Annotated in this window: 26 protein-coding genes; 9 read left to right on the plus strand and 17 right to left on the minus strand. The window is 52.1% G+C overall.

Annotation, left to right across the window (positions count from 1 at the left end; all coding sequences use genetic code 11):
• Positions 1 to 69: 69 nt before the first annotated feature.
• Entirely contained in the window at positions 70 to 1,461 is a 1,392-nt protein-coding gene (locus BMX45_RS13425; protein WP_090910096.1) for an MATE family efflux transporter, read from the minus strand.
• A 156-nt stretch (positions 1,462 to 1,617) separates the two neighbouring features.
• Here BMX45_RS13425 and BMX45_RS13430 point away from each other — a divergent pair, with 156 nt between their 5' ends.
• Both BMX45_RS13430 and BMX45_RS31305 read left to right on the plus strand, forming a co-directional pair.
• Entirely contained in the window at positions 1,618 to 2,487 is an 870-nt protein-coding gene (locus BMX45_RS13430; protein WP_090910097.1) for an AraC family transcriptional regulator, read from the plus strand.
• Positions 2,488 to 2,673: 186 nt separating this feature from the next.
• Positions 2,674 to 2,826: a hypothetical protein gene (locus tag BMX45_RS31305; RefSeq protein ID WP_009591875.1), complete on the plus strand. Its 153-nt coding sequence runs from the start codon at positions 2,674 to 2,676 to the stop codon at positions 2,824 to 2,826.
• Positions 2,827 to 2,963: 137 nt separating this feature from the next.
• Here BMX45_RS31305 and BMX45_RS13435 read toward each other — a convergent pair whose 3' ends face one another.
• The 12 genes from BMX45_RS13435 to BMX45_RS13485 all read right to left on the minus strand — a co-directional run bounded on the left by BMX45_RS13435 (position 2,964) and on the right by BMX45_RS13485 (position 16,138).
• On the minus strand, positions 2,964 to 3,515 hold the full coding sequence (locus BMX45_RS13435; RefSeq protein WP_090910098.1) for a hypothetical protein: 552 nt from the start codon (positions 3,513 to 3,515) through the stop codon (positions 2,964 to 2,966).
• 170 nt (positions 3,516 to 3,685) lie between these two features.
• Positions 3,686 to 5,269 carry a response regulator gene (locus tag BMX45_RS13440; protein ID WP_090910099.1) on the minus strand — a complete coding sequence of 528 codons (1,584 nt, stop codon included), beginning with the start codon at positions 5,267 to 5,269 and terminating at the stop codon, positions 3,686 to 3,688.
• Positions 5,244 to 7,247, minus strand: coding sequence for a cache domain-containing sensor histidine kinase (locus BMX45_RS13445; RefSeq protein ID WP_090910100.1), 2,004 nt, complete (start codon positions 7,245 to 7,247; stop codon positions 5,244 to 5,246). Before BMX45_RS13445 ends, BMX45_RS13440 begins: the two co-directional genes overlap by 26 nt.
• A gap of 105 nt (positions 7,248 to 7,352) precedes the next feature.
• Positions 7,353 to 9,023, minus strand: coding sequence for an extracellular solute-binding protein (locus BMX45_RS13450; RefSeq protein ID WP_175495106.1), 1,671 nt, complete (start codon positions 9,021 to 9,023; stop codon positions 7,353 to 7,355).
• Between the two features lie 144 nt (positions 9,024 to 9,167).
• Complete coding sequence (locus BMX45_RS13455; RefSeq protein WP_090910101.1) at positions 9,168 to 10,049, minus strand: carbohydrate ABC transporter permease; 882 nt, start codon at positions 10,047 to 10,049, stop codon at positions 9,168 to 9,170.
• A 22-nt stretch (positions 10,050 to 10,071) separates the two neighbouring features.
• Positions 10,072 to 11,067 (minus strand): ABC transporter permease, encoded by a 996-nt coding sequence (locus BMX45_RS13460; RefSeq protein ID WP_009591873.1) that lies wholly within the window; start codon positions 11,065 to 11,067, stop codon positions 10,072 to 10,074.
• A gap of 332 nt (positions 11,068 to 11,399) precedes the next feature.
• Complete coding sequence (locus BMX45_RS31310; protein ID WP_009591843.1) at positions 11,400 to 11,573, minus strand: hypothetical protein; 174 nt, start codon at positions 11,571 to 11,573, stop codon at positions 11,400 to 11,402.
• 186 nt (positions 11,574 to 11,759) lie between these two features.
• Positions 11,760 to 11,996, minus strand: a complete 237-nt coding sequence (locus BMX45_RS13465) for a cold-shock protein (RefSeq protein ID WP_012818739.1) — start codon at positions 11,994 to 11,996, stop codon at positions 11,760 to 11,762.
• 96 nt (positions 11,997 to 12,092) lie between these two features.
• The gene (gene cspD / locus BMX45_RS13470) at positions 12,093 to 12,293 is read right to left on the minus strand and encodes a cold-shock protein CspD (protein WP_006207896.1); all 201 of its coding nucleotides are present in this window, start codon (positions 12,291 to 12,293) and stop codon (positions 12,093 to 12,095) included.
• A 304-nt stretch (positions 12,294 to 12,597) separates the two neighbouring features.
• Positions 12,598 to 13,062 (minus strand): pyridoxamine 5'-phosphate oxidase family protein, encoded by a 465-nt coding sequence (locus BMX45_RS13475; protein WP_090910102.1) that lies wholly within the window; start codon positions 13,060 to 13,062, stop codon positions 12,598 to 12,600.
• A 27-nt stretch (positions 13,063 to 13,089) separates the two neighbouring features.
• Complete coding sequence (locus BMX45_RS13480) at positions 13,090 to 14,730, minus strand: glycoside hydrolase family 5 protein (protein WP_090910103.1); 1,641 nt, start codon at positions 14,728 to 14,730, stop codon at positions 13,090 to 13,092.
• Between the two features lie 226 nt (positions 14,731 to 14,956).
• Positions 14,957 to 16,138 carry an acyltransferase gene (locus tag BMX45_RS13485; protein ID WP_090910104.1) on the minus strand — a complete coding sequence of 394 codons (1,182 nt, stop codon included), beginning with the start codon at positions 16,136 to 16,138 and terminating at the stop codon, positions 14,957 to 14,959.
• A gap of 147 nt (positions 16,139 to 16,285) precedes the next feature.
• Between BMX45_RS13485 and BMX45_RS13490 the strand changes: the two genes are divergently transcribed.
• The 7 genes from BMX45_RS13490 to BMX45_RS13515 all read left to right on the plus strand — a co-directional run bounded on the left by BMX45_RS13490 (position 16,286) and on the right by BMX45_RS13515 (position 20,799).
• Positions 16,286 to 17,059 (plus strand): amino acid ABC transporter ATP-binding protein, encoded by a 774-nt coding sequence (locus BMX45_RS13490; RefSeq protein ID WP_090910105.1) that lies wholly within the window; start codon positions 16,286 to 16,288, stop codon positions 17,057 to 17,059.
• A gap of 114 nt (positions 17,060 to 17,173) precedes the next feature.
• Complete coding sequence (locus BMX45_RS13495; RefSeq protein WP_090910106.1) at positions 17,174 to 17,983, plus strand: ABC transporter substrate-binding protein; 810 nt, start codon at positions 17,174 to 17,176, stop codon at positions 17,981 to 17,983.
• Positions 17,959 to 18,117 carry a hypothetical protein gene (locus tag BMX45_RS31315; RefSeq protein WP_175495107.1) on the plus strand — a complete coding sequence of 53 codons (159 nt, stop codon included), beginning with the start codon at positions 17,959 to 17,961 and terminating at the stop codon, positions 18,115 to 18,117. The genes BMX45_RS13495 and BMX45_RS31315 overlap by 25 nt, the downstream gene beginning before the upstream one ends.
• Positions 18,118 to 18,119: 2 nt before the next feature.
• Positions 18,120 to 18,773: an amino acid ABC transporter permease gene (locus BMX45_RS13500; protein ID WP_036664979.1), complete on the plus strand. Its 654-nt coding sequence runs from the start codon at positions 18,120 to 18,122 to the stop codon at positions 18,771 to 18,773.
• Positions 18,774 to 18,816: 43 nt separating this feature from the next.
• Positions 18,817 to 19,467, plus strand: a complete 651-nt coding sequence (locus BMX45_RS13505; protein ID WP_090910107.1) for an amino acid ABC transporter permease — start codon at positions 18,817 to 18,819, stop codon at positions 19,465 to 19,467.
• Positions 19,468 to 19,730: 263 nt separating this feature from the next.
• A complete protein-coding gene (locus BMX45_RS13510; protein ID WP_090910108.1) occupies positions 19,731 to 20,228 on the plus strand; it encodes a hypothetical protein in 498 nt (165 codons plus the stop codon).
• 136 nt (positions 20,229 to 20,364) lie between these two features.
• Positions 20,365 to 20,799: a DUF6376 family protein gene (locus BMX45_RS13515; RefSeq protein ID WP_090910109.1), complete on the plus strand. Its 435-nt coding sequence runs from the start codon at positions 20,365 to 20,367 to the stop codon at positions 20,797 to 20,799.
• Between the two features lie 88 nt (positions 20,800 to 20,887).
• Here the strand turns inward: BMX45_RS13515 and BMX45_RS13520 are convergent, their stop codons facing one another.
• The 4 genes from BMX45_RS13520 to BMX45_RS13535 form a co-directional block, all read right to left on the minus strand.
• On the minus strand, positions 20,888 to 22,096 hold the full coding sequence (locus BMX45_RS13520) for a hypothetical protein (protein ID WP_090910110.1): 1,209 nt from the start codon (positions 22,094 to 22,096) through the stop codon (positions 20,888 to 20,890).
• Between the two features lie 63 nt (positions 22,097 to 22,159).
• Positions 22,160 to 22,786 (minus strand): nitroreductase family protein, encoded by a 627-nt coding sequence (locus BMX45_RS13525; RefSeq protein WP_090910111.1) that lies wholly within the window; start codon positions 22,784 to 22,786, stop codon positions 22,160 to 22,162.
• Between the two features lie 21 nt (positions 22,787 to 22,807).
• Positions 22,808 to 23,212: a DoxX family protein gene (locus tag BMX45_RS13530; protein WP_090910112.1), complete on the minus strand. Its 405-nt coding sequence runs from the start codon at positions 23,210 to 23,212 to the stop codon at positions 22,808 to 22,810.
• Between the two features lie 392 nt (positions 23,213 to 23,604).
• Positions 23,605 to 23,799, minus strand: a complete 195-nt coding sequence (locus BMX45_RS13535) for an ABC transporter permease family protein (protein WP_254778064.1) — start codon at positions 23,797 to 23,799, stop codon at positions 23,605 to 23,607.
• Positions 23,800 to 24,068 lie beyond the last annotated feature (269 nt).

A 24,068-nucleotide genomic window follows, 5' to 3' on the forward strand; every position in this document is an offset into this window, starting at 1 on the left:
ATTGTGAAAAAAAAGGATACCCCGATGCCGCACGGCCGAAGTATCCTTTTTCTATATTATAGCCAATCATTAAGCTTGCGCCGGGATCGGTTCCATTGGGTGTGCCTGATGACTCACCGGCTCGACTTGCTCTGCCTTGCGGAGGTGCTTCTGCCCCCGCCAGCGGAAGAAAGACAACACGCCGCGCAAATACTCGTCGGCAATCATGCAGGAGTAGATGCCGATAAGACCCCATCCCATGTGTATGCCAAGCACATAGGACAGCGCGGTGGCGACAAGCCACATCGAGCCAAGGGAAATGTACATGGTGAATCTGGTATCTCCGACGGCATTGAGCGAGTTGCCGAGCGCCATGTTGAGCATTTTGCCGGGCTGGAGAATCAGGTTCATCCCAAGAAGCGATGCCCCGATCGCTACGATCGTCTTATCGTCCGTAAACAGCCCCAGCAGCTGTTTTCCGAAAACATACAGGATGAATGCATTGACGACCACGTAAATTGCCCCAATACCCAGTGCGCGGTACGCGCTTCGGTATGCCTCTGGGATCCGGCCAGCCCCGAACAGATGCGCGATCTGGATCTGGGCCGCCATCGCGATCGACGAGCCAAGCAGGAAGCAGAAGGATTCCAGCGTATTCATGTACGTACGGGCTGCCAGCTCGGCGGCACCCAGCGTTGCAATGAAGGAGTAGATGATCAGCTGCGTAAAGACCCAGCAGGACATATTGATACCGAGCGGCCATCCGATCTTCAGGATTTCGCCGAACAGCGGGCGGTCGAACACCCCGAATTCCTTCCATTTGATTCGGTATTCAAAGGAGCGCAGAAACATGTACAGCAGCAAGAGAACGGCAAGCAATCGGCTGACTACCGTCGAAATCGCAACGCCGGTAAGCCCCCACTGCGGGAAGCCGAAAGCTCCGAATATAAACCCATAGTTCATAATGACGTGGATGATATTCATCCCGATGGCCACGTACATCGGCCCGCGCGTGTTGCCGGTATTGCGGATGACCGTGCTCATCGTAGCCATCATGGCAATCAAGATCATCCCGCCGCCGACAATGGAGATATACGTTCCCGCAAGCGGAAGCAGATGCTCCGGCAGCTGCAGCACCGAGGCGATAGCCTCCGGCATTGCAAACAATATCACGCTGCACGCCAAGCCGATGATGGTGGTGGCGCTTACCGCCATGATGCCGATCGTTCGGGCATCCCCCGTCCGATGCGAGCCGATCTTCTGGGCAATGAGAATGCCGGCACCGCTGGCGACCGTCATGAACAGCGTTGTCATCGCCTGAAACAGCTGATTGGAGAAGCCGACCACGGCCACCGCATCGTCGGAAATCCGGCTGACCATCAATGTATCCACCGCTCCCAGCAGAAACTGCAGGAACAGCTCGATAAATATGGGCCATGCGAGAACCCATAATGTAAATTTGTTTGTGTTTTTATCCAACATTCCAACCTCCACCCATGATGTAAGGGTTAAACACAATTCATGATGAAACGGTCTTTAACCTTTTCAAATTATAGATGGTATACTGGAGTTATAATATCATTTTCCGAACGAAAACTTTCAAAATTCAAACCTCGCGAACCACGAAAGGGCTTTCTTATGACGATCCTGAATTTTACCGTTCCACCGCTGCCGGAATACATCAATAGCGGGCTGACCCGGGCTCCGATTCACAGTGGGCATCCCAATCGCAAAAACATCGGCATCTTTGATCTGCTCGTCGTTAGGAAGGGAGAGCTGCATGTCACCGAGAACGGAAATCCTTATGAGATCAAACCCGGCATGTTCCTGATCCTGCGTCCCGATACGCATCATTTCGGTACGAAAGGATGCACCGAGGAGACCGATTATTACTGGCTCCATTTCCAGACCTCCGGGGATTGGCACCCCGACGAGGCCTGCCAAGCGCCTAGAAGAGAGGAAGTTCCGGAGCTGAAGGCGATGACGCCGAACTATTTTTCCGTTAACATTCCCCAGTTCGGCACCCTGCCTCAGCCGGAAAAGGCGATGGAGCTCCTGGCTACCCTGTCTTCGCTGGTTCAGTACGGTCACCAGGCCAAAATCCTGTGGCGGCAGCAGGTGGTGTTCCAAGAGCTCATCGAGTTGCTGGCCGCCGCATTGGATACGCCACTCTCCTCGCCCTCCTCCGCTTGTGCCGAACGGGCCGCAGCTTATCTGCGGAAGCATTATCGCGAGGAGTTCAAGGTACAGGAGCTCGGCGACCGCATCAACTTCCACCCTGTCTATATCGCACGCTGCATGCAGAAGGAATTCGGCTGCTCGCCGGTTGAATATTTGCAGCGCTATCGGATCGAGCAGGCCAAGATGCTGCTGATGCAGACCGACTTCAGCATCAGCCGGGTCGCGGAGGAGGTCGGGTTCAATCATGCGGCCTACTTCACCTCCTGTTTCACGAAGCAGGAAGGGATCTCGCCGCGTAAATACAGGCAGCGGTTCTTCATGAATTAATTCATTTTTACGCAAAATCCAAGAAAGCGGCTTGCAACCTGGGCGGGAAGCCTTTATAATGAGATTAACCACATGATAATGATTATCATTACCGAACAAGTGAGAATGTGTTGAGAATGTATTTATACCCAGGTTTACACGCTTTTCGCTTGAAGAGTTTATATATAAAGGAGAGCCGATTGACTTATGAAAACGACTTCCCGCCGCTGTTCTCTGCAAATGGATGATTATTTGGACCTGCTGAACCTCGCGATCCAGCTTGGAGACGTGAAGTGGCAGAAAGAAATCACCCGCAAAATGGAAATGACGCTGTCCACATTAGAGACCGCAGCTCAATAAATAACACAGGGATTACATAATCCTGCATACAGGAAAGACACCCGATCGCTTATTCCGAAGCATGTCCTTGGAAAGCCGATCAGGTGTCTTTTTTTCGTCATCACTATCGTTTCTTCTCCGGGTTCCGGCATTCTAAATTACTTCTTCGCAAAACCATTCAAATCATGCTTCAACCGGTTGTTAAGCGCTACCAATTCGTCGTAATCGGAGATGTCCAGATTGACTTCTCCCCCCTCAACCGAATCCGAAACGTAATACACCTTGTACATCAGGGAAATCAATGCTTCCGAATCCTTCATGATGATCGCGTACTTCTCGATGTCTTCCTCCGAGAACTCCCCGTTCTCCGCATAGCTTTCCCGTATGCTGTCGGACAGAGCCAGGAACTTTCCCGCAATGGGGTTAAGCAGCTGTGAACGGACGGCTTCATCCGCTGTCCTGGAATACGCTTCGATGGCCGCCAGCTTCAGCCGCACCTCCGCAAGGCGTGCTTCATGTAGAGGCATGGACTTCAGCTCCAAAATGTCGGTGTAATGGCTCCATATTTGAAATAGAGATGTACCCAAAATGCTTTGCAAGGTCATTTTCGTTCCCTGTTCGATCTTCTTCTGATGTTCAATCAGAAACACGGTGCAGGCCAGCACCAATGCTACCATCCATACCCAGATCCATTTCGCTGAATTCGTCATAACGCACCTCCGACTCCTCTATTTTACCATATTAAGGATAAAATAAGATGGAATATATCATGGTCTGAGGGCAAAATAAACGACCCAGTCAATAAGACTGGATCGTGCCGAATCTTTGGCTGCCTAACAATATCATTTTGGCGACTGGTCCCCCCAGCGTTTTTTTGAAATCATTCCTGCTGCAAGCCTGCATCCGTCTGCACTTTGATCCGGTATTCATGCGGCGAGATGCCTTCCAGCTCTTTGAAGACGCGCGAGAATTGCTTGGTGTTCTCAAACCCGACCGCTTTGCCGATGTCGGCAAGCTTCATGTCACCGTCCTGAAGCAGGTCCTTGGCTTTCGTTATTCGCAGCTTTTTGAGATAAACTACGAAATTTTCGCCCGTATGAGCCTTGAACGCTTCGCTGAAATACGAATAATTCAACGATACATAATTGCTGACCATTGCCATGTTCAGCGGCCTGTGATAATTCTCCTCCATGTAGCTGACCGCTGCCTTGATCTCGGAATGCTCGCTGTGGGCGGAACGGATCCCTTTAACATATTCGTTCACGTGCAGCAGCAGATGCTCCAGATTCCTGAAATACGTATGGAAATGACGGTAATTGTCCATCGTCCCAACCTTGCGGTACAGCTTCAACACTTCCACCATGGAGTCTCCGTACACGCGGAACACTTCGTCCAGCACACGTTCATTAATCCGTTTGCTGACAAACTCCAAATAATCGATGGCCACATGGGGCATGTCATCGATATGGAAAATGTCCAGCAGCAGCGCCTTGATCTCCCGCTCCCGTTCCGTGCCGAGCATGTTGCCAAGCTTGCGGATATTCTCTTCCGGCACCGGATACGTGTTCAGCTCCCCTTGAATGTCATCATGGCTCATCAGTTTGACGTTAGGGTGAATGAACGTATAACTCAAAGCGGTCAGCGCCTGGTTGTAACAGCTCCGAATATCCTCGAACCGGAAGCCTTTCCGGCTAATTCCGACGAAGAGCCCGTCCATCTCCCGCTCGGTAAACTGCCGTGCCAGCTTCTCGAATTGTCCGTCCGGACTGCCGATGAGTACGACCCTCCCCTTACCGTCCAGGAAACACGCATTGATCCGCCCTTCCACCGAAGCCGTCATGTTATCAATCAGCTGCTTCAGCTCATCCTTGTTCATGGAGTTGCCGTCCTCGTATTTGTATTTCATCACCGCTACCCGGAATGGCTTTACGAAGGAATCAAATCCGATTTCAGCCGCGGCAGCCTCCGGCTCCCCATCCACACCTTGGGGCGACTCCAAGAGCTCCTTCAGCCGATGGGTCTGCAGCTGTTGAAGATATGCGTCACTGGCTGCCATGCGGTCATGCACGTCCGCTTGCCGGATCAAAACTTCTTCTGTCTTTCGGAGGGCAGCGAACAGTTCGTCCCGTCGAATGGGCTTAAGAAGGTACTCTTTCACCTGGTACCGGATCGCCGCCTTCGCATATTCAAAATCGTCATACCCGCTAAGAATCAAAAAGACGGGTGTAACGCCCAGCGGACCCTCCCGTTCGGCCAGCGTCTCGATCAGGCGCATTCCGTCCATGACCGGCATCCGGATGTCCGTAATGACGATATCGGCCGGTTGTTCGTTGTAGGCATCCAGCGCTTCCTGCCCTTGGGCAGCCAAACGGATCTCGTATTGATCCGGGAACTCCCGCTCAATCATCGTTTTCAGGCCATACCGGATATTCTTCTCATCATCCACGATCATCAGACTTCTCATGTCCACTGCCTCCTCCTGTTAACAGCACTTTAGGGAATGTCATGGTCACCTGCGTAAAATCCCCCTCTTCGCTCTTCACTTCGATTCCATATTCATTCCCGTAGAACAACCGGATTCGCTGGTGCACGTTTCGAAGCCCGATTCCACCGGCCTGCACGCCGCCTCGCCCATAATCTCCCAAAGGGAGCTCCTCGTCGTCCGCCGTTCGCAGAATCTCGCCCAGTCTGCCCAGCCGATAAGGCTCGATCCCGATTCCGTTGTCCGTGACGTTAATCGTAATCTGGTCTTCCTCCCACGCGATGACATCGATCTTGATCTGCTTCTCCTGATCCGGGAACTCCGGCCAGGCATGCTTGACGGCATTTTCCACGATGGGCTGCAGCGACATTTTCAACACCTCGAGCTCCATGAATTCGGACGGGATGTTGAGTTCAAGCCGGATCGGCTCGTCGAACCGGATATTCATCACATCGATATAATTGCGGATATGGCGAATCTCATCCCTCAGCTTGACGTACTCTCCCGACCATTTGAAGTTATAACGCATCATTCCGCCAAGGGAGGTCAGCGCGTCCGAAATCGTCCGCTGTCCCTCGATTTCGGCCAGCATTTTAATATTTTCCAGCGTGTTGTACAGGAAATGGGAATCGATCTGGCTGTGCAGCGTGCGCAGCTCCGCCTCCTTGGTCACCGCCTGCTTGCGAACCCCTTGGGCAATCAGTTCATTGATGGTGCGGATCAATTTGTTAAAATGATGCGCCAGTTCGCCCACCTCGCCGCCGCCCCGGATCGCAATGGCAGCGGTAACCTCTCCCTTGCGGACTCTCTTCATCGTCTCCGTTAAACGACGCAGGCTCTTCAGGATAATGGAATTCAAGTAATACGTAATAATCGACAGCAGAATGATCAGCACAATGTTCGCGGCTATAATCTGCCCCTGGGCCTTGGATACGTTATTCAGCGCCCCTTCCAGGGAAACGACATTCAGCACGTAGGCATGAAGCCGCTCCATCGGCGTCGCTATCAGCAGGAACGAGGAACCGTCCAGGCTGAACCTGGCATGTATGGTCTCCTCGGAGTCGCCCGTCTGCAGCTTCAGCTTAGCGAATTGAAGCTCCACCTCGTCCCGGAGTCCCTCGTGACTGGTCATGAACGATTGGCTTCGGTCCATGAACAGCTTCCCTTCCTGATCCACGATGACCATCTGCGAGCTGTCATCCACGATACCGGCAAAGGTCTTCGGAGCAAAATATTTGAGCAGCATATCCACCTGAATCACGCCGCTGTAATTCCCGCTATGGACTTGGCGGATCAAGGACACCTTCGGCTGCTCTTCGGACACATCGGCGGCGTAGCGCTGCAGAATATCGGGATCGCGGTGGTTGAATACCCACATCTCCCCACCGTCCAATTCCTTGACCTTGGGAAACCACGGCTCGCTTGCGATCCGTTTCTCCTGAAAAATGATGGGCCACATTTCCGTCACGTTCGCGTTGTTCGTGTATAACCGAAGGTGGGTAATGTTCGGATTGTTCGTTTGGATCCGTTGTATATCCTTGAAAGGCCCCCATGCCAAATCGATCAGCCATGCCGGCTCGGGCTCTTCATTGATCCGAAGATAATCCTTGATCCCGTCGTCCGAAATCGCCAGCTGTGCGGCCATTTCGATCGCCTCAATCTGGTTCAGCATGTTCATCTTCTCAATTTCCAGCAGGAATGAGTTCTGGTTAAGCGCATCGCTGATATAGGTATCCCGAATCTGCTTAAAAAAATAATTCGACACGATCATGCTCGGAATCAGCAAAATCAAAATATAGGCAGCAACCAAACGGCTCTGCATCGACCTGCGGCCAATCCAATAGGTAAACGATTGTATAAGCGATGTCATTCGTTTCATCATGACTGTCACATCCCGTTTTATGAAATAACCGTAACCGAGTCCTGGATGGAAAGGCAGCTTCAGCCGATCGGATACCATCCTATATTAGCTTGTGATGCGACAAAAGGCACCCTATTTCGACAAAATCGATCATAGGGTACCTTGCGCCTGCATTCTGTTTTTTTTGCGCTCAAGCGAGAAGCCTTACTTCAGGAATTCCTCAAGCTTCTTGACGTTCTCTTCGTATTCTTTCTGTCTGTATTCCTGAACTTTCGCAAATCCGAGCGATTCGCGTTTCGCTTGGTAATCGTTCCAGATTTGATCGAATTCGGCATCCGTTTTGGCAAAGATCAGCTTCGGCAGGATTTTGCCCCACTCGTTCATGACCTTGTCGTTAATGATGCCTTCCTCGGAGCTGGCATCCGGATCCAGTTGATCGAATTGCGAGAAGCTCCGAGTCTTGCCGCGGGTCCAGTCTTCCATCTGCTTGAACGGTTCCACGGCCGGAGGCGCCCAAGCCTGCGTAACGTTGTTATCCATCATCATCCAGAAGGTATGGGATGCTCCATACTTCTTGTCGAATGCGCCGCGGTCGCTGTTCAACAGCTCTGCAACCTCTGGCAAGAATTGATCTTTGCCGTCAATCGTATCCCAAGTCACGCCTTTTTCGCCCAGGTAGGTATCACGCTGGCCTTCTTCGGAGATCAGGTAATCCAGGAAACGGATAGCACGCGCTTTATCTTTTACGTTCTTGGAGATCAGGGTTACCGTCCAGCCGGAGATTGAAGGACCCGACAAGGTCGGCTGATCCAGGTTGGAGTTAGCCGGTCCGTCCACTGCGATGTAGACCGAATTCGGATCGTTTGCATACAGCGCATTCTGCTGGTTCGCCATATCGCTGCGTTGGTACAGCATCGCGAAATAGCGGCCCTGTGCGATTTTTTCTTCCATCTGCGGGCGTTTATCCACGAAAATATCCTTGGACATCAGACCTTTTTCATTCGCCAAACGGAATGTCTTCAGCCATCTTACATATTCCGGATCCGTGCTGCGGTCGTACAGCTTCCCGTCTTTATCCTGCGGAATAGCAAGGAAGTTCTGCAGGTATCCCTCAAGTGAGCTGTTGCCCTTCTCATGGAAATCATGCAATCCGAACGGAATAAGCGGCTGTCCGTTCACGTCCGGGAACATTTTCTTGGCGTCCTCAAGCGCTTTCAGGAAACCTTCCGGCGTGCGCATGTCCGGGCTTCCCAGTGCCTCATACATATCTTTGCGCACCAGGAAGGTTTGGTTGGAAGTAAGTTCGTCGCCAAACTTCTCATAATCCTTCGGTGAAGAGGAGGCATTCGGATAACCGTAAATATTGCCGTCATCCTTGGTGTACCATGAAACTTTCGCAGGGTCGGATATTTTATAGAAATACGGATCGTATTGGTCGGCCAGTTCGTTTAGCGGCAGGACCAGATCGCCTTCAATCATCTTTTTGACAGCGTCTTCATACCACCCTAGCGTAATGAAATCTGGCAATGTGCCGGAAGCGATCATCGTATTCATCTTCTCGGCTTCGTTCCCCGCCGGTACGATCAGGTTAAGATTAACCCCCGTCTTCTTCGTTACGTATTGCGACGTAATGTCCTCGCCCCATTTATTCGGGAACCAGGCGAAGTTGATGTACCAGTCAAACGTAATCGGGGAGGTGTCGACTTCCCATCCCGGCTGATCCTGAGTCAATTTCACTTCTTCTGCCGGCTTTTCTTCCCCTTTTTCTTTTTCCGACGCGTTATTGTCACCGCCGGACGAGCATGCTGTTGTAAAGGCCATGACCAGTGCGAACATCAACAACAGAAGGCTCTTTGGCTTAAGCATCTTGCTCATGTGTTTACCCCTTTTCTTATTTAAAAATATGATTATATAGAACTCCAGCCGGATTGGGCAAGAGAAGCTACCTGTAAGATTTCCCCTCCCCCGGGTCTCCCCGGGAGATGGAAGGCAAGGCTAACAACGAACAACCCCTGAGAATTAACCTTTAATGGAGCCGATCATCATCCCTTTGACGAAGTATCGCTGCAGGAACGGATAAACGAATACGATCGGCGCCGTCGTTACGACCATGGTCGCCATTTTGATCGATTGGGAAGTGACCGACTTAGCTACGCCGCCCGGCACCTGGGCCATCATCTGATTGGAGCTCGATTGAGCGACGACCTTATACAGATATGTCTGTATCGGCTGCAGGTCGGTATTGTTGATATAGATGACGCCGGTGAAGTAGTCGTTCCACTGATACACTCCGTGAAATAAGGCGATCGTTGCGATAACCGGCATGGATACCGGCAGCACGACCCGGAGGAAGATCGACCAGTCGTTGGCCCCGTCAATCTTCGCCGCCTCCTCCAGACCGTCCGGAATTTCCCGGAAGAAGGTCATGAAGATGATGAGGTCAAAGAAACTGAACATGGCCGGTATGATGTACACAAGGAAACTGTCGAGCATATTCAGATCCTTGATCAACAGATAGGTTGGAATCAGTCCGCCGCCGAAAAACATCGTTACCGTTCCGAGCAGAATATAGAATTTGCCGCCGATCAGACCTTTCCGCGAAAATGCATAAGCGACCATCGCGGTGAAGAGGACGTGAATGAACACGCCGATCACGGTTTTGGCTACGGTGATGCCCATCGCCGTCATGATGCCGGAGCTCTGAAACACCGCGCTGAAATTCTCGAAACTGAACATCCGCGGCCACCAGTAGATCCCTCCGCGCATGGCGTCCTGCCCGTCGTTGAAGGCATTTACCAGGACATACCAGATCGGGTAGATCGTCAGGAAGCATACGATCAGCATGCCGAAATTATTGAATATATCAAAGAAGGCTTCGCCTTTGGTTCTGCGTTTAAGCATGGAATATCATTCTCCCTTCTCGTTAGAACAGCGAGGTGTCGTTCAGTTTTTTGGTCACCCTGTTCGCAATCAACAGCAGGATGATCGCAATGACGGACTTGAACAATGCAACGGCTTGCGCGTAGGAATATCGTCCGTTCTGCATCCCGGTGTGGTATACGAAAATATCGATGACGTTGCTCGCGCTTTCGTTGAGCGAGTTCCGCAGCACCAAAATCTGATCGAAGTTGGAGTTCAGCACACCGCCGACCGCAAGAATGAAGAGGATGGATATGGTCGACTTGATGCTGGGCAGCGTGATATACCACATTTTCTGAAACCGGCCGGCGCCGTCAATCGTGGAGGCCTCGTACATTTCCGGCGAAATACTGGCAATGGCCGCCAAATAGATGATCGCGGACCAACCGAGCTCCTTCCAGATATCCGAAGTGATAATGATTCCCCAGAAATATTTCGGTTCGGCCAGATACGTGATCGGCTCGTCGATAATATGCAGGGCCAGCAGGATATTGTTGATGATCCCGATATCCGCAAGCCAGGTCATCAGAATGCCGCCCAGAATGACCCACGACAAGAAGTGAGGCAGATAAGAGATCGTCTGAATCGTCCGCTTGTAGCGAACCGACCGGATCTCGTTCAGAAAGAGCGCAAATATGATCGGCAGCGGAAATCCGATGAACAGCTTCAACAAGCTGATCCCGAGCGTGTTCCGCATAACGTTGGTGAAGTCTTCGTCCGAGAAGAACTCCTTGAAGTGTTCCAGCCCGACCCATGGAGCTTCGCCGATGGATTTGACAATATTGAATTCCTTGAATGCAATGATGACACCGTACATGGGAATGTAGTTGAAGATGATCATCCACACAACGCCGAGCAGCGCCATAATTTGAAGATGTCGTTGACCGTAGAGCTTTCTGAGCCATCTTTTTCTGTCGAGCTTCCTCTTATCCTGCACAGAAGGCTCCATCGAGGGACCGACACCGGTTTCGGATGCGTCGGCGTGAAGTTGATTTTGCATGGTTATGACCTCCAAGTTGATCCTATCATTTTGAAAACCCTTACATTCTCTATATTCCTATTGTAAATCGTACATGGTCTGCATGTAAGGTTTCAGATTTCGTATCAAGGTGCTCATTTTTCGGGTAAACATCGGCAAGAACGAAAATTGCGCCCCCCAAACGAAATATCGTTCCCCTTCCTGACCGGGACACAAAAAAAGGCATGAACAGCAGCCTCAGTAGCTGCCATTCATGCCTTCCTTCTTGCCGATGATGTTCTGCCCGAAGCCGATTCTCTGATCGCCACGGCTTTTATCATCCTTATACTAACGTATATCAAACGGTTTCCCCGTTATTCCTCTTTGTCTTCCTCGCGCTGTTCCTGTTTGCTTTCGTGTTCCTGCTGGTATTTCTCACGCATTAGCTTCTGCATGATGAATTTTTCCTGATCGTTCAAGCCGCCTTGGTTCTCCTGAATGATCATGTTGTCAATGTTTCGCTTCAGTACCTCGGTTTGCGTGTTCAATACATTTCACTCCTTTGAATTTTGCGTCCCTTACTGCGAAATCATGCTGACCCAGAATGTAAGGGTACACGTATTACTAACCATTCTCCTTCCAATGAAACAGAAATAGACGGATTTACCATAAAATCCGAAGGTAGCTTCAAGAAGAATTAGTGTTTGCCCAGCGCTTTCTCTAGGTATTAGCTGCTATTTGCGCTCGATCTGAATTCCCTTAGCAAGAGATTTCTGTTGTTTATTGGTATTAACTAGCTGCGGCAGGCTTCTCGTTTCCTTGACCATAGGGGAATGACACAAATGGCATACCGGTTCCGTGTCGAACGCAAAATCGTCCCGCATCCACCCTTTGCAGTCTTCCTTCGTGCATGCCCACACTTCCGTTATTTCCTCAGGAATACTCTCCATCGAGTTTTTACGCGAATACATGAACGCTCCTCCTTATTCTCGTCTTAGAAAATAGAAACGCCGTATAAAAGAAAACTGCCCTTAATGTCGCACATTAAGGGCAGTTTTCAATTGTAATTACAATTTAACAACGTTCTCAGCTTGTGGTCCACGGTTTCCTTCAACGATGTTGAATTCAACGCGTTGGCCTTCGTCAAGCGTTTTGAAGCCGTCGCCTTGGATCGCGCTGAAGTGAACGAATACATCGTTTCCGCCTTCAACTTCGATGAAACCAAAGCCCTTTTCAGCATTAAACCATTTAACAGTTCCTGTTTGCATGGGGGAATCCTCCTTGATATATATTTACATGACCTTTTTTCTTCGCAGACGGAATAAAAAAATTCACATATTGCACAAGGTTACCAGAAATGACAACCCTCTACAATATGTGAATTCAGGTCGATTTCGATATTCATATCTTAACACATTTGAACGACGATAGCAAATACCTAAGCAAAAGATTCTGCGGAAAAATTAAAGTTGCCTTCTTCGGCATCATTCCGATTAAGCACGAGCAGGCATATATAACTCCTGGCATATACCGGGAGTTATATATGGAGTAGGAATTATACGAGTAACACCGTTACTTCCGCAATTCCTCAAGCGTTTCCTTCCACCGTTCCAACGCTTGATCCGGCTCGTGCAGCCGAAACCTGATAGCCGACATAATATCCGCATACTTCGCGATATCCTCGCGAACGGCGACGACCTCGGCATCGAAACGCTGCCGCGGATGCCGGGCATCGGGCAGATCAGGAAGCGCCTGAAGTCGCAGCCGAACATAATGAGCCGCACCATCATGAATGGCCACCAAGGTTGCCTGTCCGGACCGAAGGAGATTGCCTGTCGTAACCGTTCCCTGCCATAATGCAATCCGAAGCCGGTTCCGGTCCAAGGCCAGAACCTCCCCTACGCTGAGCATGGCCGTATTCGGCCATCCCTCTTCCGTTACGCTCAATAGCAGCATCGCTTCGTATTGTTTCGACTCCAGATCGGAGCCGTCCAGCCATTGGCACAATCCTTCTGATATTGCCGCCTGTTCTTTCACAGCACCATCTCTCCTCACCTTATCCGTCTAACGCGCTTCGGTAAATTCCAGCCAATCCAGCTCGATGCGACCTTTATTCACCATGAAGACCAAATCCACGGGGCCTTCCTCAATCGGCATCCCCCCGGCCAGCCTATGAACGTGCCACTGTCCTTCGCCCGGGCCCGACAAGGAGATGGCTTCAGGCTCCCGATCTCCGACCTGCAGCATGATATCCACCGTTCCCTCCGGAATCAGGGCCCGAACATCCAGATGAAAGATGCCTGCGCCAGCGCATAGCGCATCATAAGCAAGCCAATCGCCCTCCTGGAGCTGCACGCATACCAGGTTATCCTCTGCCCACGGCTTGCCGCCTTCCGGAGCGTAGCTCGGCTTCTCCGCCTTGCCCGTCATCATCCGCATCGGAACGCCGTCAGACATGCGGAAGCCGATATCCTGGCTGGCCTTCTTCTCGACATGATACGAAACGCCCTCGCCCCGATACCCGTAAAACTCCGCCGGAATCTGAATGGGCAGCCGACGCAGCAGCGACCGGGCTACGTTCGGGTAGGCATCGCAGGCTTCCAGCGGAAGACGGTCCAGGTATTCGCCAAGAATCGCTTCCGCTTCGGCTGGAGACGGCTTCGCACCGCCTTCCAGGTAACCCGTCAGCTTATCCCAGCCTTCCGGCATGCGGATCGAGAACGGCGAATTCCGGGTGTTCATCTTCTTCCAGGTCCAGAAGTTCCAGGATATGTTATGGTCCTCGAACATCCGGAAGGCCCCCGTATACCACTGCGGGTTGTTCTCTCCGCCTTCTCCCATGAAGATCGGCACATTCCACTCCTCGCGCAGATCGATATACTTCTGAATGCTCTCCGTGTCGGGATTGTTCCAATATTTATGGAACTGCAGCATCAGGTTATCATCGAATTTATCATCAAAAATACTCCAGTCCGTAGACCAGTGCACACCTTCCAGAATGATCATATGACGCTTGTCCACTTCGCGTATGGCCGCGGTAATTTCCTTATACAGCGGCATCACCCGGTCATTGTACTCGCTGAACCAGTCGGGCAGCGGTTCGTTAAGCAGGTCGTAACCGGCAACGATCCACTCGTCTTTATATCGTTCCGCCAGCATACGCCACAGCGCCACGGTCCGCTCCGCGTTCAGCCGATCCGTGAACAGCTCCGGCAAATCCCGCTCGGAATCGTCGATGTTGGCGCCGGTCTGCCCTCCGGGCGCGCCATGCAAATCCAGAATAACATACAGCGAATGCGTCCTGCACCAATCGATCAACCGATCGATGAGCCTCAGATGGCCTTCATGATAGGCAAACGGCGGATGCTGCCCTTCCTCCATGATAAACCTGGCATTGATCGGCACCCGGATGGAATTGAAGCCTTCCGCGGCGATCTGCCGGATATCGTCTTCCGCGATATACCGATCATAATAGGTCTCCCAGAATGCGGCCGCCTTCTCCTCGCCGATCAGCTCCCTGATCATGCCTTCGATGCGCCGCGGGCGGTCTCCCTGCTCCGGCATCTTCCACATGTAGCCTTCCGGCAGCAGCCAGCTGCCAAGCCCGACCCCCTGCAGCAGAATTTCCTGACCGTCCCCGTTCACCACGCGTTTGCCGTCCGCCTTAACGAAACCGCTTACCAAAGGATTTCCGCTATCATTCATATTGGCATTCCCTCGCTTCCATGTCTGTAACGAATGTAATTGACCTGTACAATCTCAACGACGACATTCCACCCATAGGCCAAACATCAAACAAAATATAACATGTCATGCAGGGCAATAAGCCTCATTCCGAAAATCAGGGAATCATCCTGAAATATCGGCCGCCGGCCAACCGAAAAAGGCGCTCTCCTCCGATCGAGGATAACGCCTTTCCGATATTCCAAAATTAGGATGATGCCTCCGTCACTGGTTTGACCGGAACCGAAGGAATGGATGCTTTTCCCTTCCGCAAGCTGCCCGGCAGCTTACCGAAGAAGATCCAGGTCCAGCCTCCCAGGCGGCTAATGCCGTAGACCGCTATATACGAAACCGCCACCGCGCTGACAAGCCCGCCGGCATACCACGCGAGCAGCAGCCAGGAGTTCTCGGTCCGCGGAGGAAAGTCCCGGTAAAAGAGCAGCACCAGCGGATGCACCAGATAAACGCCGAAGGAATACACCCCGAGCTGTCTGAACCCGTTCAACCACCAAGCGTTCTTATTCCCGAACAGCAGCGCGACTTGGAGCATAACCAGGGCGGTGGTTAACGTATGCACATTCCAAAAGGCATCGTAGAGCAGCGGGTGATATTCCGTCCCCAGCAGCCGCTGATTGTATCGAAGTCCGATATGCACCAGCGCGGCGCCGAGCCATACCGCCCAGAGCAAGATCCAGCCCAGCTTGCGCAGCGTTGGTCTTGCTGCCTGCTGCGCTGAAGTCAGCCAGTTCTTAACCCGGTCATAGTAGATCCCTATCCATGCCCCGAGAAAATAATACGACAGAAACGACAGCGACCAGCTGTTCCGGTTCGTTACGTCCCACCAGGCATCATTGCCGATGTAGAACAACCACTGCAGTACAATGCCGACCAGCACGCAGACCGCCGCGAAGCCGCGGAATCGCTTGAGCAGCATCAATACGAGCGGGAACAGCACGTAGAACTGAATGTTAATGAAAATGAAATACAAGTGCGTGTAGGCTTTTCCCGTCGCCAGCTTGGGCCAGAAGCTCTCCAGCATCGCCGCCAGATCGGACTCGCCCCCGCGATGATACCAGGCCACCGTAAAGAAGAAAACCGAGAACAGCACATACGGCACCAGGATATACATCAGCCGGTTTTTGAAGAATCGCCCAAGGTCACGGCCCTTGAACGGGCGGTGATAATAGTTATAGAACAGCACGAAGCTGCTCAGAAATATGAAGGTCGTCGTTCCCACCTTCGAAAATATGTTCAGGAAGTTATACAAGCCAAAAAAATCGTCCCCGCGCATCTGAACTGTGGCGAACGACGTCGCATGCACCATCAGCACGCCCATCATCGCAAAGCCCCGAACCAGGTCGATTTCGGTTAATTTCGCACGTTTCTCCATGTTGCCTCCTTCATAAGATTACGCCCCCTATTATATCTCACTCCCCACCGCTTGGATACTAAATTTTCCTAAAAGTGGCATGGAACAAGCTCCCTTTGCCATACCAGTGTAAAAAGGGCCTGGCACCCAAACAGGACAATAGCTTACATGCATGCAGGCGTCCAATTCGAAGTGAATAGGAGGGGATTTCTACTGATTGAATTTAGCCGCGTCAACAAATTTTTCGGAACCTTCCATGTTCTGAAAGAAATCGACCTGACCATTTCCCAGGGGGAAGTCGTTGTCATCGTTGGACCTTCCGGCTCCGGCAAAAGCACGCTCCTGCGCTGCATCAATCGGCTTGAAAGCATTACGGACGGCGAGCTCGTCGTGAATGGCGTCAAGCTGCATGACAGAAAGATCGACATCAATACATTCAGGCGGGATATCGGGATGGTCTTCCAGCACTTTAATCTGTATCCGCACAAAAAGGTGATCGACAACATCATTCTCGCGCCCATGAAGGTGCTGGGAATGTCCAAAGCGGAGGCGACGGCAAAAGCGATGACGTACCTGCAGCGGGTCGGGATCGCGGACAAAGCGGACAGCTATCCTTCCCAGCTCTCGGGCGGCCAGCAGCAGCGGGTCGCGATTGCCCGCGGATTGACCATGAATCCGAAGATCATGCTGTTTGACGAACCGACGTCCGCGCTTGACCCGGAGATGATCGGCGAGGTGCTCGATGTCATGCGCTCGCTCGCCCACCAAGGCATGACCATGGCCGTCGTTACGCATGAGATGGGCTTCGCGCGCGAAGCGGCGGACCGGATCGTCTTTATGGACGAAGGCCGGATCATCGAGGACGCCCCGGCTGCCGAGTTCTTCAATCAGCCGAAGGAAGAAAGAGCGCGGGCGTTCCTGAGCCGCCTGCTGCATCACTAGCCGGTGAAGAAATCGGATACGGCACGTACGGACGAAGATGGAACTTCGCCAATGCTGCTCCTTCGGGGCTTAACGCGTGAAGAGAAAATAACTTTTTTAGGGGGAAGCAAAGATATGAAGAGAAGATTGACGGGAACCTTCAGGTGGAGCGCGGCACTGCTAGCGCTAGTCATCATGCTGATCGCATCCGGATGCGGGGGGTCAGGCAGCACGGACACCCTGGAGGCGATCAAAAAACGGGGCAAGCTGGTGGCCGGCGTGAAATATGATACGAAGCTGTTCGGACTGCAGGACCCGGCCACTGGCAATGTAGAGGGCTTCGATATCGACATCGCCAAAGCGCTCGCCAAAAAAATTCTCGGCGACGAGACCAAGGTCGAGCTGAAAGAGGTCACCTCCAAGACCCGGATCGACATGCTGAAGAACGGGGACATCGACATCATTATTGCCACGATGACCATTACGGAGGAACGCAAGGAACAGGTGGATTTCAGCGATGTCTATTTTGAGGCCGGCCAATCCCTGCTGGTGAAGAAGGGCAGCCCGATCACGGGTCTGGAAAGCCTGAACAAGGATACGAAGGTGCTCACGGTAAAAGGCTCCACATCCGCGCAAAATATCCGCGAGAAAGCGCCAGACGCGGTCATTCTCGAATTCGAGAATTATCAGGATGCCTTCACCGCGCTCAAAGCCGGACAGGGGGATGCCCTGACCACCGACAATTCCATCCTGCTCGGCATGCAGCAGCAGGACCCGAGCTTCGAGCTGGTCGGCGGCAACTTTACGGATGAGCCGTACGGCATGGCGATCAAGAAAGGAAACCCGGAATTCGTGAAGACCGTCAACGAGCTGTTGAAGGAGCTGAAGGACAGCGGCGAATACGACAAACTGTATGAGCAATGGATGGGCGTAAAGCCGGAATAACCGCCGCAAGACTTGGCCGGGCCGAAGGAGGCGTGCCCCCTGACCGGGAGCCGCCCCGGTTTACTGCGGAAAGGCCCGGCCTTCATTCGACCGGCCGAACGATCATCATCCCCATTGGAGGTGAAGCCTTGTGACCTTGTGGGATTTCAACATTCTGGTCGAGCATTGGGATCAATTCATGGCCGGCCTGGGCCAGACCATTCTCGCCAGCCTGCTGGGACTGATCGGCAGCTTGGTGCTGGGCACCTTCATCGCCATTATGCGGATTGCTCCATTCCGTGTCTTGAAGGCGATTGGCACCATTTATGTCGAGTTTATCCGCAACATCCCGCTACTCGTGGTTGTATTTTTCTTTTTCCTGGGCCTGCCCGCCCTCGGCATACCGGTCGACCCGTTCACCTCGGGCACGCTCGGGCTGATGGTGTATACGGCTGCCTTTATCGCCGAAGCCATTCGGGCAGGCATTCAGGCGGTACCGTCAGGGCAGTCGGAAGCGGCTCGCTCCTCCGGGCTGAGTTATATCCAGAATATGCGCTACATCATTCTTCCGCAGGCGGTCAAAATCGTACTGCCGGCCATCGGCAACCAATTGATCAACCTGGTCAAAAACTCCTCGGTCCTGGGCGTTATCGCCGGACTCGACCTGATGTATTATGCCGATCTCATTAACCTGAGCACCTTCAAAGGCATACCCGTTTATACGTTTGTGGCCCTGTTCTACCTGCTCCTGACCGTTCCGCTCAGTCTCGCGGTCCACTATATGGAGCGTCGCTTCGCGAGAAGCAATTGATGTTACGTTCGAAGTTTGCCTAATATACAGGAGGTGGCATGAGATGGATTTTATCGGTGCATACTCCTGGCCAAACCTGCGATATCTCCTTCAAGGCTTTTGGATCACGGTGCAGGTTGCCGGCTTATCCATTATATTCAGCTTCATCATCGGAACCGTGCTCGGGACCGTGAGGTATACGAAGACCCCCTTCCTGTCGAAGACCACGGCTTTTTTGGTGGATATTATCCGCAATCTGCCGCTGCTGCTGATCATATTCTTCATCGGCATGGTGCTTCCCCAGACCGGGATTCGAATCCCGACCTTCTGGGCGGCTGTTGTCGGACTGAGCATTTTTGAAGGGGCCATGATCGCCGAGATCGTACGCAGCGGCCTTGTATCGGTGGATAAAGGGCAGATCGAAGCGGCCCGGGCCTCGGGCCTCTCTTATATGCAGACACTGCGGCACGTCATTCTTCCCCTGGCGCTGCGCCGGATGTCCCCGCCCATGGTGAGCCAGTTCATCTCGCTCATTAAAGACACATCGCTCGCCGTGATCATTTCGCTTCCTGAGCTGATGCGCAACGTGCAAATCCTAAGCGGTTCCAGCTATTCCTATGTCATCCCGGCCCTTGTCTTTGCATCCTTGCTGTACTTTACGCTGAATTATCTGCTGTCCATCATCGCCAAGCGGCTGGAAGCAAGGCAAATATAGCCCCTGCTAAGCGTTCGCAACTTTCTGCATGGATTGCCACCACCATGTTACAAAAAGGGCGCCTGCCCGCCATACTCGTGTACGTCCAATCTGCTCCGCAGCCAGTTATGGCTTGCGGGGTATTTGCCGTTTCTGCAGCATCCAGCCCCCTGCGCATTCTAAACCAGGCTCTACCACTCCCATCCATTCTTTGGCAAGCACCTGCAACAATGGCGATACTCTCCTCGTCTAAATACATAATCATCCCGAAAGGAGACGCCGATATGAAAAAAGGCTTTCTCGCCATGATGGCTCTTTCCCTTACGATTGGACTATGGCTTGGCACAGATCACTCCACGGCATCCGCCTTGTCATGCGCGGAGCCTCGCAAGGTTACCGAGGAGTTAAAAACCTCGGATGCGGTATTCAGGGGCACGTTGGCCTCATCCCACCCTAAAGCCGATATATCCAAAAGCAAATATGTATTCCGGGTTTCCGAGTGGTGGAAGGGAGAATCGGATGCCCCTACCGTCACCCTGTATTCCAATGGCTGGGAATCCTTTGAAACCGGCAAGGAATATATCGTGTTCGCCGACAAAAGCGGGCAAAAGCTCAAACCCCATCTATGCGGGAATACGGGTCCCTCCTCATCCGTTGACGTAACTTCGCTGGGAGAAGGCATCCAGCCCGAGAAGCCCGCTCCGTCAGCCGAAAGCCCAAGGCCGGGCGGCATCCTGGCAGGTTTGATTGAACTCATTCGTTTCCTGCAGGGCAAATATTAATCCTTCCGGCAACCGGCGTTCTGTTCGTGCCTGCCTGAAAGTACCTGCCCGCTCACGCGAAAAAAATACAACCATTCTCCCTGTCATCCGTATACAACGTAAAAGAACTGCGTTTTAAACGACAGGAGGATGAGAAATGATCAAACGATTATTGCTGATTTCACTTGTACTGGGAGTTCTCTCCGGATGTTCCTTGGTGGACAGCGTGAGCAATTCCTTGGATTATACGAAGGAAGCAACGACCTTTATCAATGAAGCTTCCCAATTTGCCGAGTCCATCCCGGAGCTCGCCCAGCAGGCAGCCACCAATACGGATGCCAAGGAAACGCTGACCCAGCAACTCGAAGCGATGAAAACCCGGATCTCGGAGTTTAACGGCATCGAGGCCCCTGCCTTTGCGCAGACGATCCATGAACAGCTGGTCGGATTAAACGACAAGCTGCTGACCGACATCAACGGTTATATGGATCAAATCCAGAACGGAGTGACCGACTTCCAGAATTCCGACATCGTTCAAACCGTCAATAAAATTAACGAAACGATGGATATGCTCCAGAATCTCCAGCCATAGTCATGCAATCCCTTGCCGACAGCATAGCAGCCCTGCTCTTCAAGAGCAGGGCTGCTATGCTTGCTTCGTTATGTATGTGTTTTGTTCCTCACTTAAAAAAGGATTCCAGATTGGCGGTAAGCGTCTGCTTTACGACATATCGCGTCCCGTCTTCGCTTGGGGCCATAATCCAGGATGTCCCTTGGTAGCCTGCTTCATCCCGAGGGTCCCAGGCCACAATGAACTGCCAACCGTCGCCAAAGCGTTCATCGTATTCTTGGCTATAACCGTCTGCGATATTCTCGCGCGAAACCGATTCGATGGACATATGCTGAACGCTTTCAAAAGATTTCATCCATTCCGTAAATTCCACCATGTCCCGGTCATACTGACCTGAAAAATATCCCTCGCCTCCGCCCGACATCGCGTGAAAGGTTTCTGCATCCTCCGCCTGCGCTGCCTGATACAGCAAGGAAACGGTCTGCACCGGGTTCCATACGGGCTGCTTCGCTTTCGCGGCAAAGAATGCCCTGTCTTCAGCGGTATGCTGGATTTCTACCGCGATAAGCTCTTCCATCGTCGCTTCCCTTCCAAGCTCGTAAGCCCCTGGATAAACCGTGGATTGCTCCACCACTTTAAGCCCATCCGCGAACGCCGTCACAAACCACAGATTCTGATCGCCCTGGCTGAGCTCCTCCAGTACGATCTCGGCCTGGCTTCCGTACGTAAGGGATAACAACCGGCTGCTTACCTCATCCAGCCCTTCTTTATCAAACAGCTTGAAGCGTTCCGCTCTCACTTCACGTTTGCCCGCCTCTTCGAACAGCACCTTCAGCATGGCGGGGAACATTCGGACGCTCGGAATGTCGGCATGACGGAAATACGTAGCGGAATCGTTAGCCTGAAGCGCTTCGTACATGTCGAGAACCGCTTCGACGGGATTGCGATCAGGCTCTCCCTCCGGCTGCTCAGCCTCTTGCTTGACCTGGCGATGGTCCGGATCTTCCTGCGGGAATGCCTTACGCAAACTCTCCTTAGCCGCCGACGGCATTTCCGCTGGTTTCGCGGCTTCCCCTGCACCCGGTGCTGCGACAGTCGATGGCGTTGTCTGGACGGCTATCGGCGCCTCCTTCGTGCAAGCTGTCAACATCATCATAATGACGGCGAGAACCATGAGCTGTCCATTCCGCCGATATGGCCGCTTCCCCCTTTTCATTTCGTTCACCCCCGTTATATAACGAAAAACCGGTATAACACCGACACCGACCTCTTTATATTCATCATCGTCATTATGGAGTGGAATGTTTATCATGGACATAAAAAAAGCTCCCGCCCGGTTTTAAAAACCTGTTCGAGAGCTTCTGTTCCTATCTTGCATCCCTTAAAATCGGTTATAGCTTACAAATTCCAATACCGGCTTGCGGTAGCCGCGGGGACGCGGTTTGCGCGCATCCTCCTTGCCGATCGCGATCAGCATGGCGGGCACATAAGCGTCCGGAATGTTCAGTTCCTTCTGCAGGGCATCGGGATTAAATCCGATCATCGGACAGGTATCCCATCCCTTGTCCTTGGCCACCATCATCAATAACATCGCGGATAGGCTGGCATTCCGAATGGCTTCATCCCTCATAAAGAGTTCTCCGCCCGCTTCATAGAAGTTCGTGACCGATTCAACCGTCATGTCATATTCAAGCTTGTCGATCACGCCCAAATTCAGAAAGCCCTCGTTCATTCTTCCGATATCCTTGTAGGCCTGCTTATTCCCCAGCACCACGAGGACGGCCGATGCGGTGAGTATCTTATGCTGCTTGTTGGCGGCTTCGTAAACTGTGTGCTTGATATCGGGATCCTTAACCACCACATAGTGCGTGTGCTGTAAATTAAAAGCCGAAGGAGCATATTTAACCTCATTAAAGATATCGTTCAAATCCTGATCCGCGATTTCAATCCCTTCCATAAACAGATTAGCCGATCTCCGGCTCTTCATTAATGTTGTCAGATCACTCATATCTGCACGCCCCCGTCATGATTAGTTGAAGATTACCGCATCCAGCGAATATGCGCCTGCACCCGTGAGTGCCAATGCAACGGCCACTGCGATCAACAGTAAATTATACTCGTATCCATTCGCTGTGGACCAATACCCGTTCCGGCCATGCACCTTCACGATTGCGCCCAGCATCGTCAGCGTGATCAGCGCTGCGCCGAGCACCGTGAGAAATCCGGCTGCCAGCAGCAGCCCGCCAACCAGCTCCATCAGACCTGACAATACCGCGATCGCGACGCCGGGCTTAATGCCCACCGATTCCATCCAGCCGCCGGTCCCTTTCGGCCCGTAACCGCCAAACCATCCAAACAGCTTCTGCGCGCCGTGCGCCATGAACGATAACCCAACCACCAAACGAAGTATCAACAATCCAATATCTATAGCCATTTTGTACGCCTCCATATTCATGTTCATTATTTATAGAAATTCATCGACACGATCCATTGATATCTTGATATAAAGATATATAGGTGTAGAATGATTAACCTGCTTTACTTTGCTAACGTTTATACACTTTACACTTACTCCTTTCAATTGACTAACTTTTATATAGTCACTTAACTTAATATCAAGATATATGATGTGGGCTCTCCTGTCAACCGTTATTTTAAAAAAACAGGCGGTGCACAAAAACATCCCTGCCATTTTTCCGGCAAGGATGCTTCGTATGTCTATTATCTCGCTGTCACATACCGGAACGCCTTATAACAGCAAAAGAGGGCATCCCCTGCCAAAGAAACTTTGGGGACCCCTTCTTTCGTTCATCAAGTACAGGTGATTTATTCCTTCACCGCGCCGATGCCCGGCTTCACAATCGGAAGCAGGATCTGCAGGAAAGTCCGGACCTCGCCGGCCCCTTCGATCCGTGAGGCTTCCCGGAGCGCATCCGGCGTGGAGTCGAAAAAGCCCTTCAACAGGAACACGCCAAAGGCCGCGGCCACGTTCGGCCAGATCATCCCGAACAGATTGTTCACGAGAATGATTGGAGAGCAGAAACGGAATGACCAAAAACAGCAGTATGGAGAAAAAAATGCGGTTGCGGATCGAATTCAGCCGGCTTGCCCATTGCTTGATTCGCTCCATATGATCCATCCCCCTGCTGACAAAGCATGCTTCCATGCATTTAAGTCTAGGCCCCGGAGCATGATTTAGTAGAGGCTTTCTAAATGGCTTGTTTATCCATTGGATACCACCGAATGGCTGCCGGTAGGAATATAAAAAAAGGACCCGCCAAGTGGCGGAT

The sequence above is a fragment of the Paenibacillus sp. cl141a genome, from assembly GCF_900109305.1.
Lineage (GTDB): Bacteria > Bacillota > Bacilli > Paenibacillales > Paenibacillaceae > Paenibacillus_AQ > Paenibacillus_AQ lautus_A.

What these genes read in the sequence shown, in the direction of transcription:
- BMX45_RS13425 (WP_090910096.1), bottom strand. Translation starts at nt 1,461, where the DNA reads ATGTTGGATAAAAACACAAACAAATTTACATTATGGGTTCTCGCATGG.
- BMX45_RS13430 (WP_090910097.1), top strand. Translation starts at nt 1,618, where the DNA reads ATGACGATCCTGAATTTTACCGTTCCACCGCTGCCGGAATACATCAAT.
- BMX45_RS31305 (WP_009591875.1), top strand. Translation starts at nt 2,674, where the DNA reads ATGAAAACGACTTCCCGCCGCTGTTCTCTGCAAATGGATGATTATTTG.
- BMX45_RS13435 (WP_090910098.1), bottom strand. Translation starts at nt 3,515, where the DNA reads ATGACGAATTCAGCGAAATGGATCTGGGTATGGATGGTAGCATTGGTG.
- BMX45_RS13440 (WP_090910099.1), bottom strand. Translation starts at nt 5,269, where the DNA reads ATGAGAAGTCTGATGATCGTGGATGATGAGAAGAATATCCGGTATGGC.
- BMX45_RS13445 (WP_090910100.1), bottom strand. Translation starts at nt 7,247, where the DNA reads ATGGTATCCGATCGGCTGAAGCTGCCTTTCCATCCAGGACTCGGTTAC.
- BMX45_RS13450 (WP_175495106.1), bottom strand. Translation starts at nt 9,023, where the DNA reads ATGAGCAAGATGCTTAAGCCAAAGAGCCTTCTGTTGTTGATGTTCGCA.
- BMX45_RS13455 (WP_090910101.1), bottom strand. Translation starts at nt 10,049, where the DNA reads ATGCTTAAACGCAGAACCAAAGGCGAAGCCTTCTTTGATATATTCAAT.
- BMX45_RS13460 (WP_009591873.1), bottom strand. Translation starts at nt 11,067, where the DNA reads ATGCAAAATCAACTTCACGCCGACGCATCCGAAACCGGTGTCGGTCCC.
- BMX45_RS13465 (WP_012818739.1), bottom strand. Translation starts at nt 11,996, where the DNA reads ATGTATTCGCGTAAAAACTCGATGGAGAGTATTCCTGAGGAAATAACG.
- cspD (WP_006207896.1), bottom strand. Translation starts at nt 12,293, where the DNA reads ATGCAAACAGGAACTGTTAAATGGTTTAATGCTGAAAAGGGCTTTGGT.
- BMX45_RS13480 (WP_090910103.1), bottom strand. Translation starts at nt 14,730, where the DNA reads ATGAATGATAGCGGAAATCCTTTGGTAAGCGGTTTCGTTAAGGCGGAC.
- BMX45_RS13485 (WP_090910104.1), bottom strand. Translation starts at nt 16,138, where the DNA reads ATGGAGAAACGTGCGAAATTAACCGAAATCGACCTGGTTCGGGGCTTT.
- BMX45_RS13490 (WP_090910105.1), top strand. Translation starts at nt 16,286, where the DNA reads ATGCATGCAGGCGTCCAATTCGAAGTGAATAGGAGGGGATTTCTACTG.
- BMX45_RS13495 (WP_090910106.1), top strand. Translation starts at nt 17,174, where the DNA reads ATGAAGAGAAGATTGACGGGAACCTTCAGGTGGAGCGCGGCACTGCTA.
- BMX45_RS31315 (WP_175495107.1), top strand. Translation starts at nt 17,959, where the DNA reads ATGGATGGGCGTAAAGCCGGAATAACCGCCGCAAGACTTGGCCGGGCC.
- BMX45_RS13505 (WP_090910107.1), top strand. Translation starts at nt 18,817, where the DNA reads ATGGATTTTATCGGTGCATACTCCTGGCCAAACCTGCGATATCTCCTT.
- BMX45_RS13510 (WP_090910108.1), top strand. Translation starts at nt 19,731, where the DNA reads ATGAAAAAAGGCTTTCTCGCCATGATGGCTCTTTCCCTTACGATTGGA.
- BMX45_RS13515 (WP_090910109.1), top strand. Translation starts at nt 20,365, where the DNA reads ATGATCAAACGATTATTGCTGATTTCACTTGTACTGGGAGTTCTCTCC.
- BMX45_RS13520 (WP_090910110.1), bottom strand. Translation starts at nt 22,096, where the DNA reads ATGTCCATGATAAACATTCCACTCCATAATGACGATGATGAATATAAA.
- BMX45_RS13525 (WP_090910111.1), bottom strand. Translation starts at nt 22,786, where the DNA reads ATGAGTGATCTGACAACATTAATGAAGAGCCGGAGATCGGCTAATCTG.
- BMX45_RS13530 (WP_090910112.1), bottom strand. Translation starts at nt 23,212, where the DNA reads ATGGCTATAGATATTGGATTGTTGATACTTCGTTTGGTGGTTGGGTTA.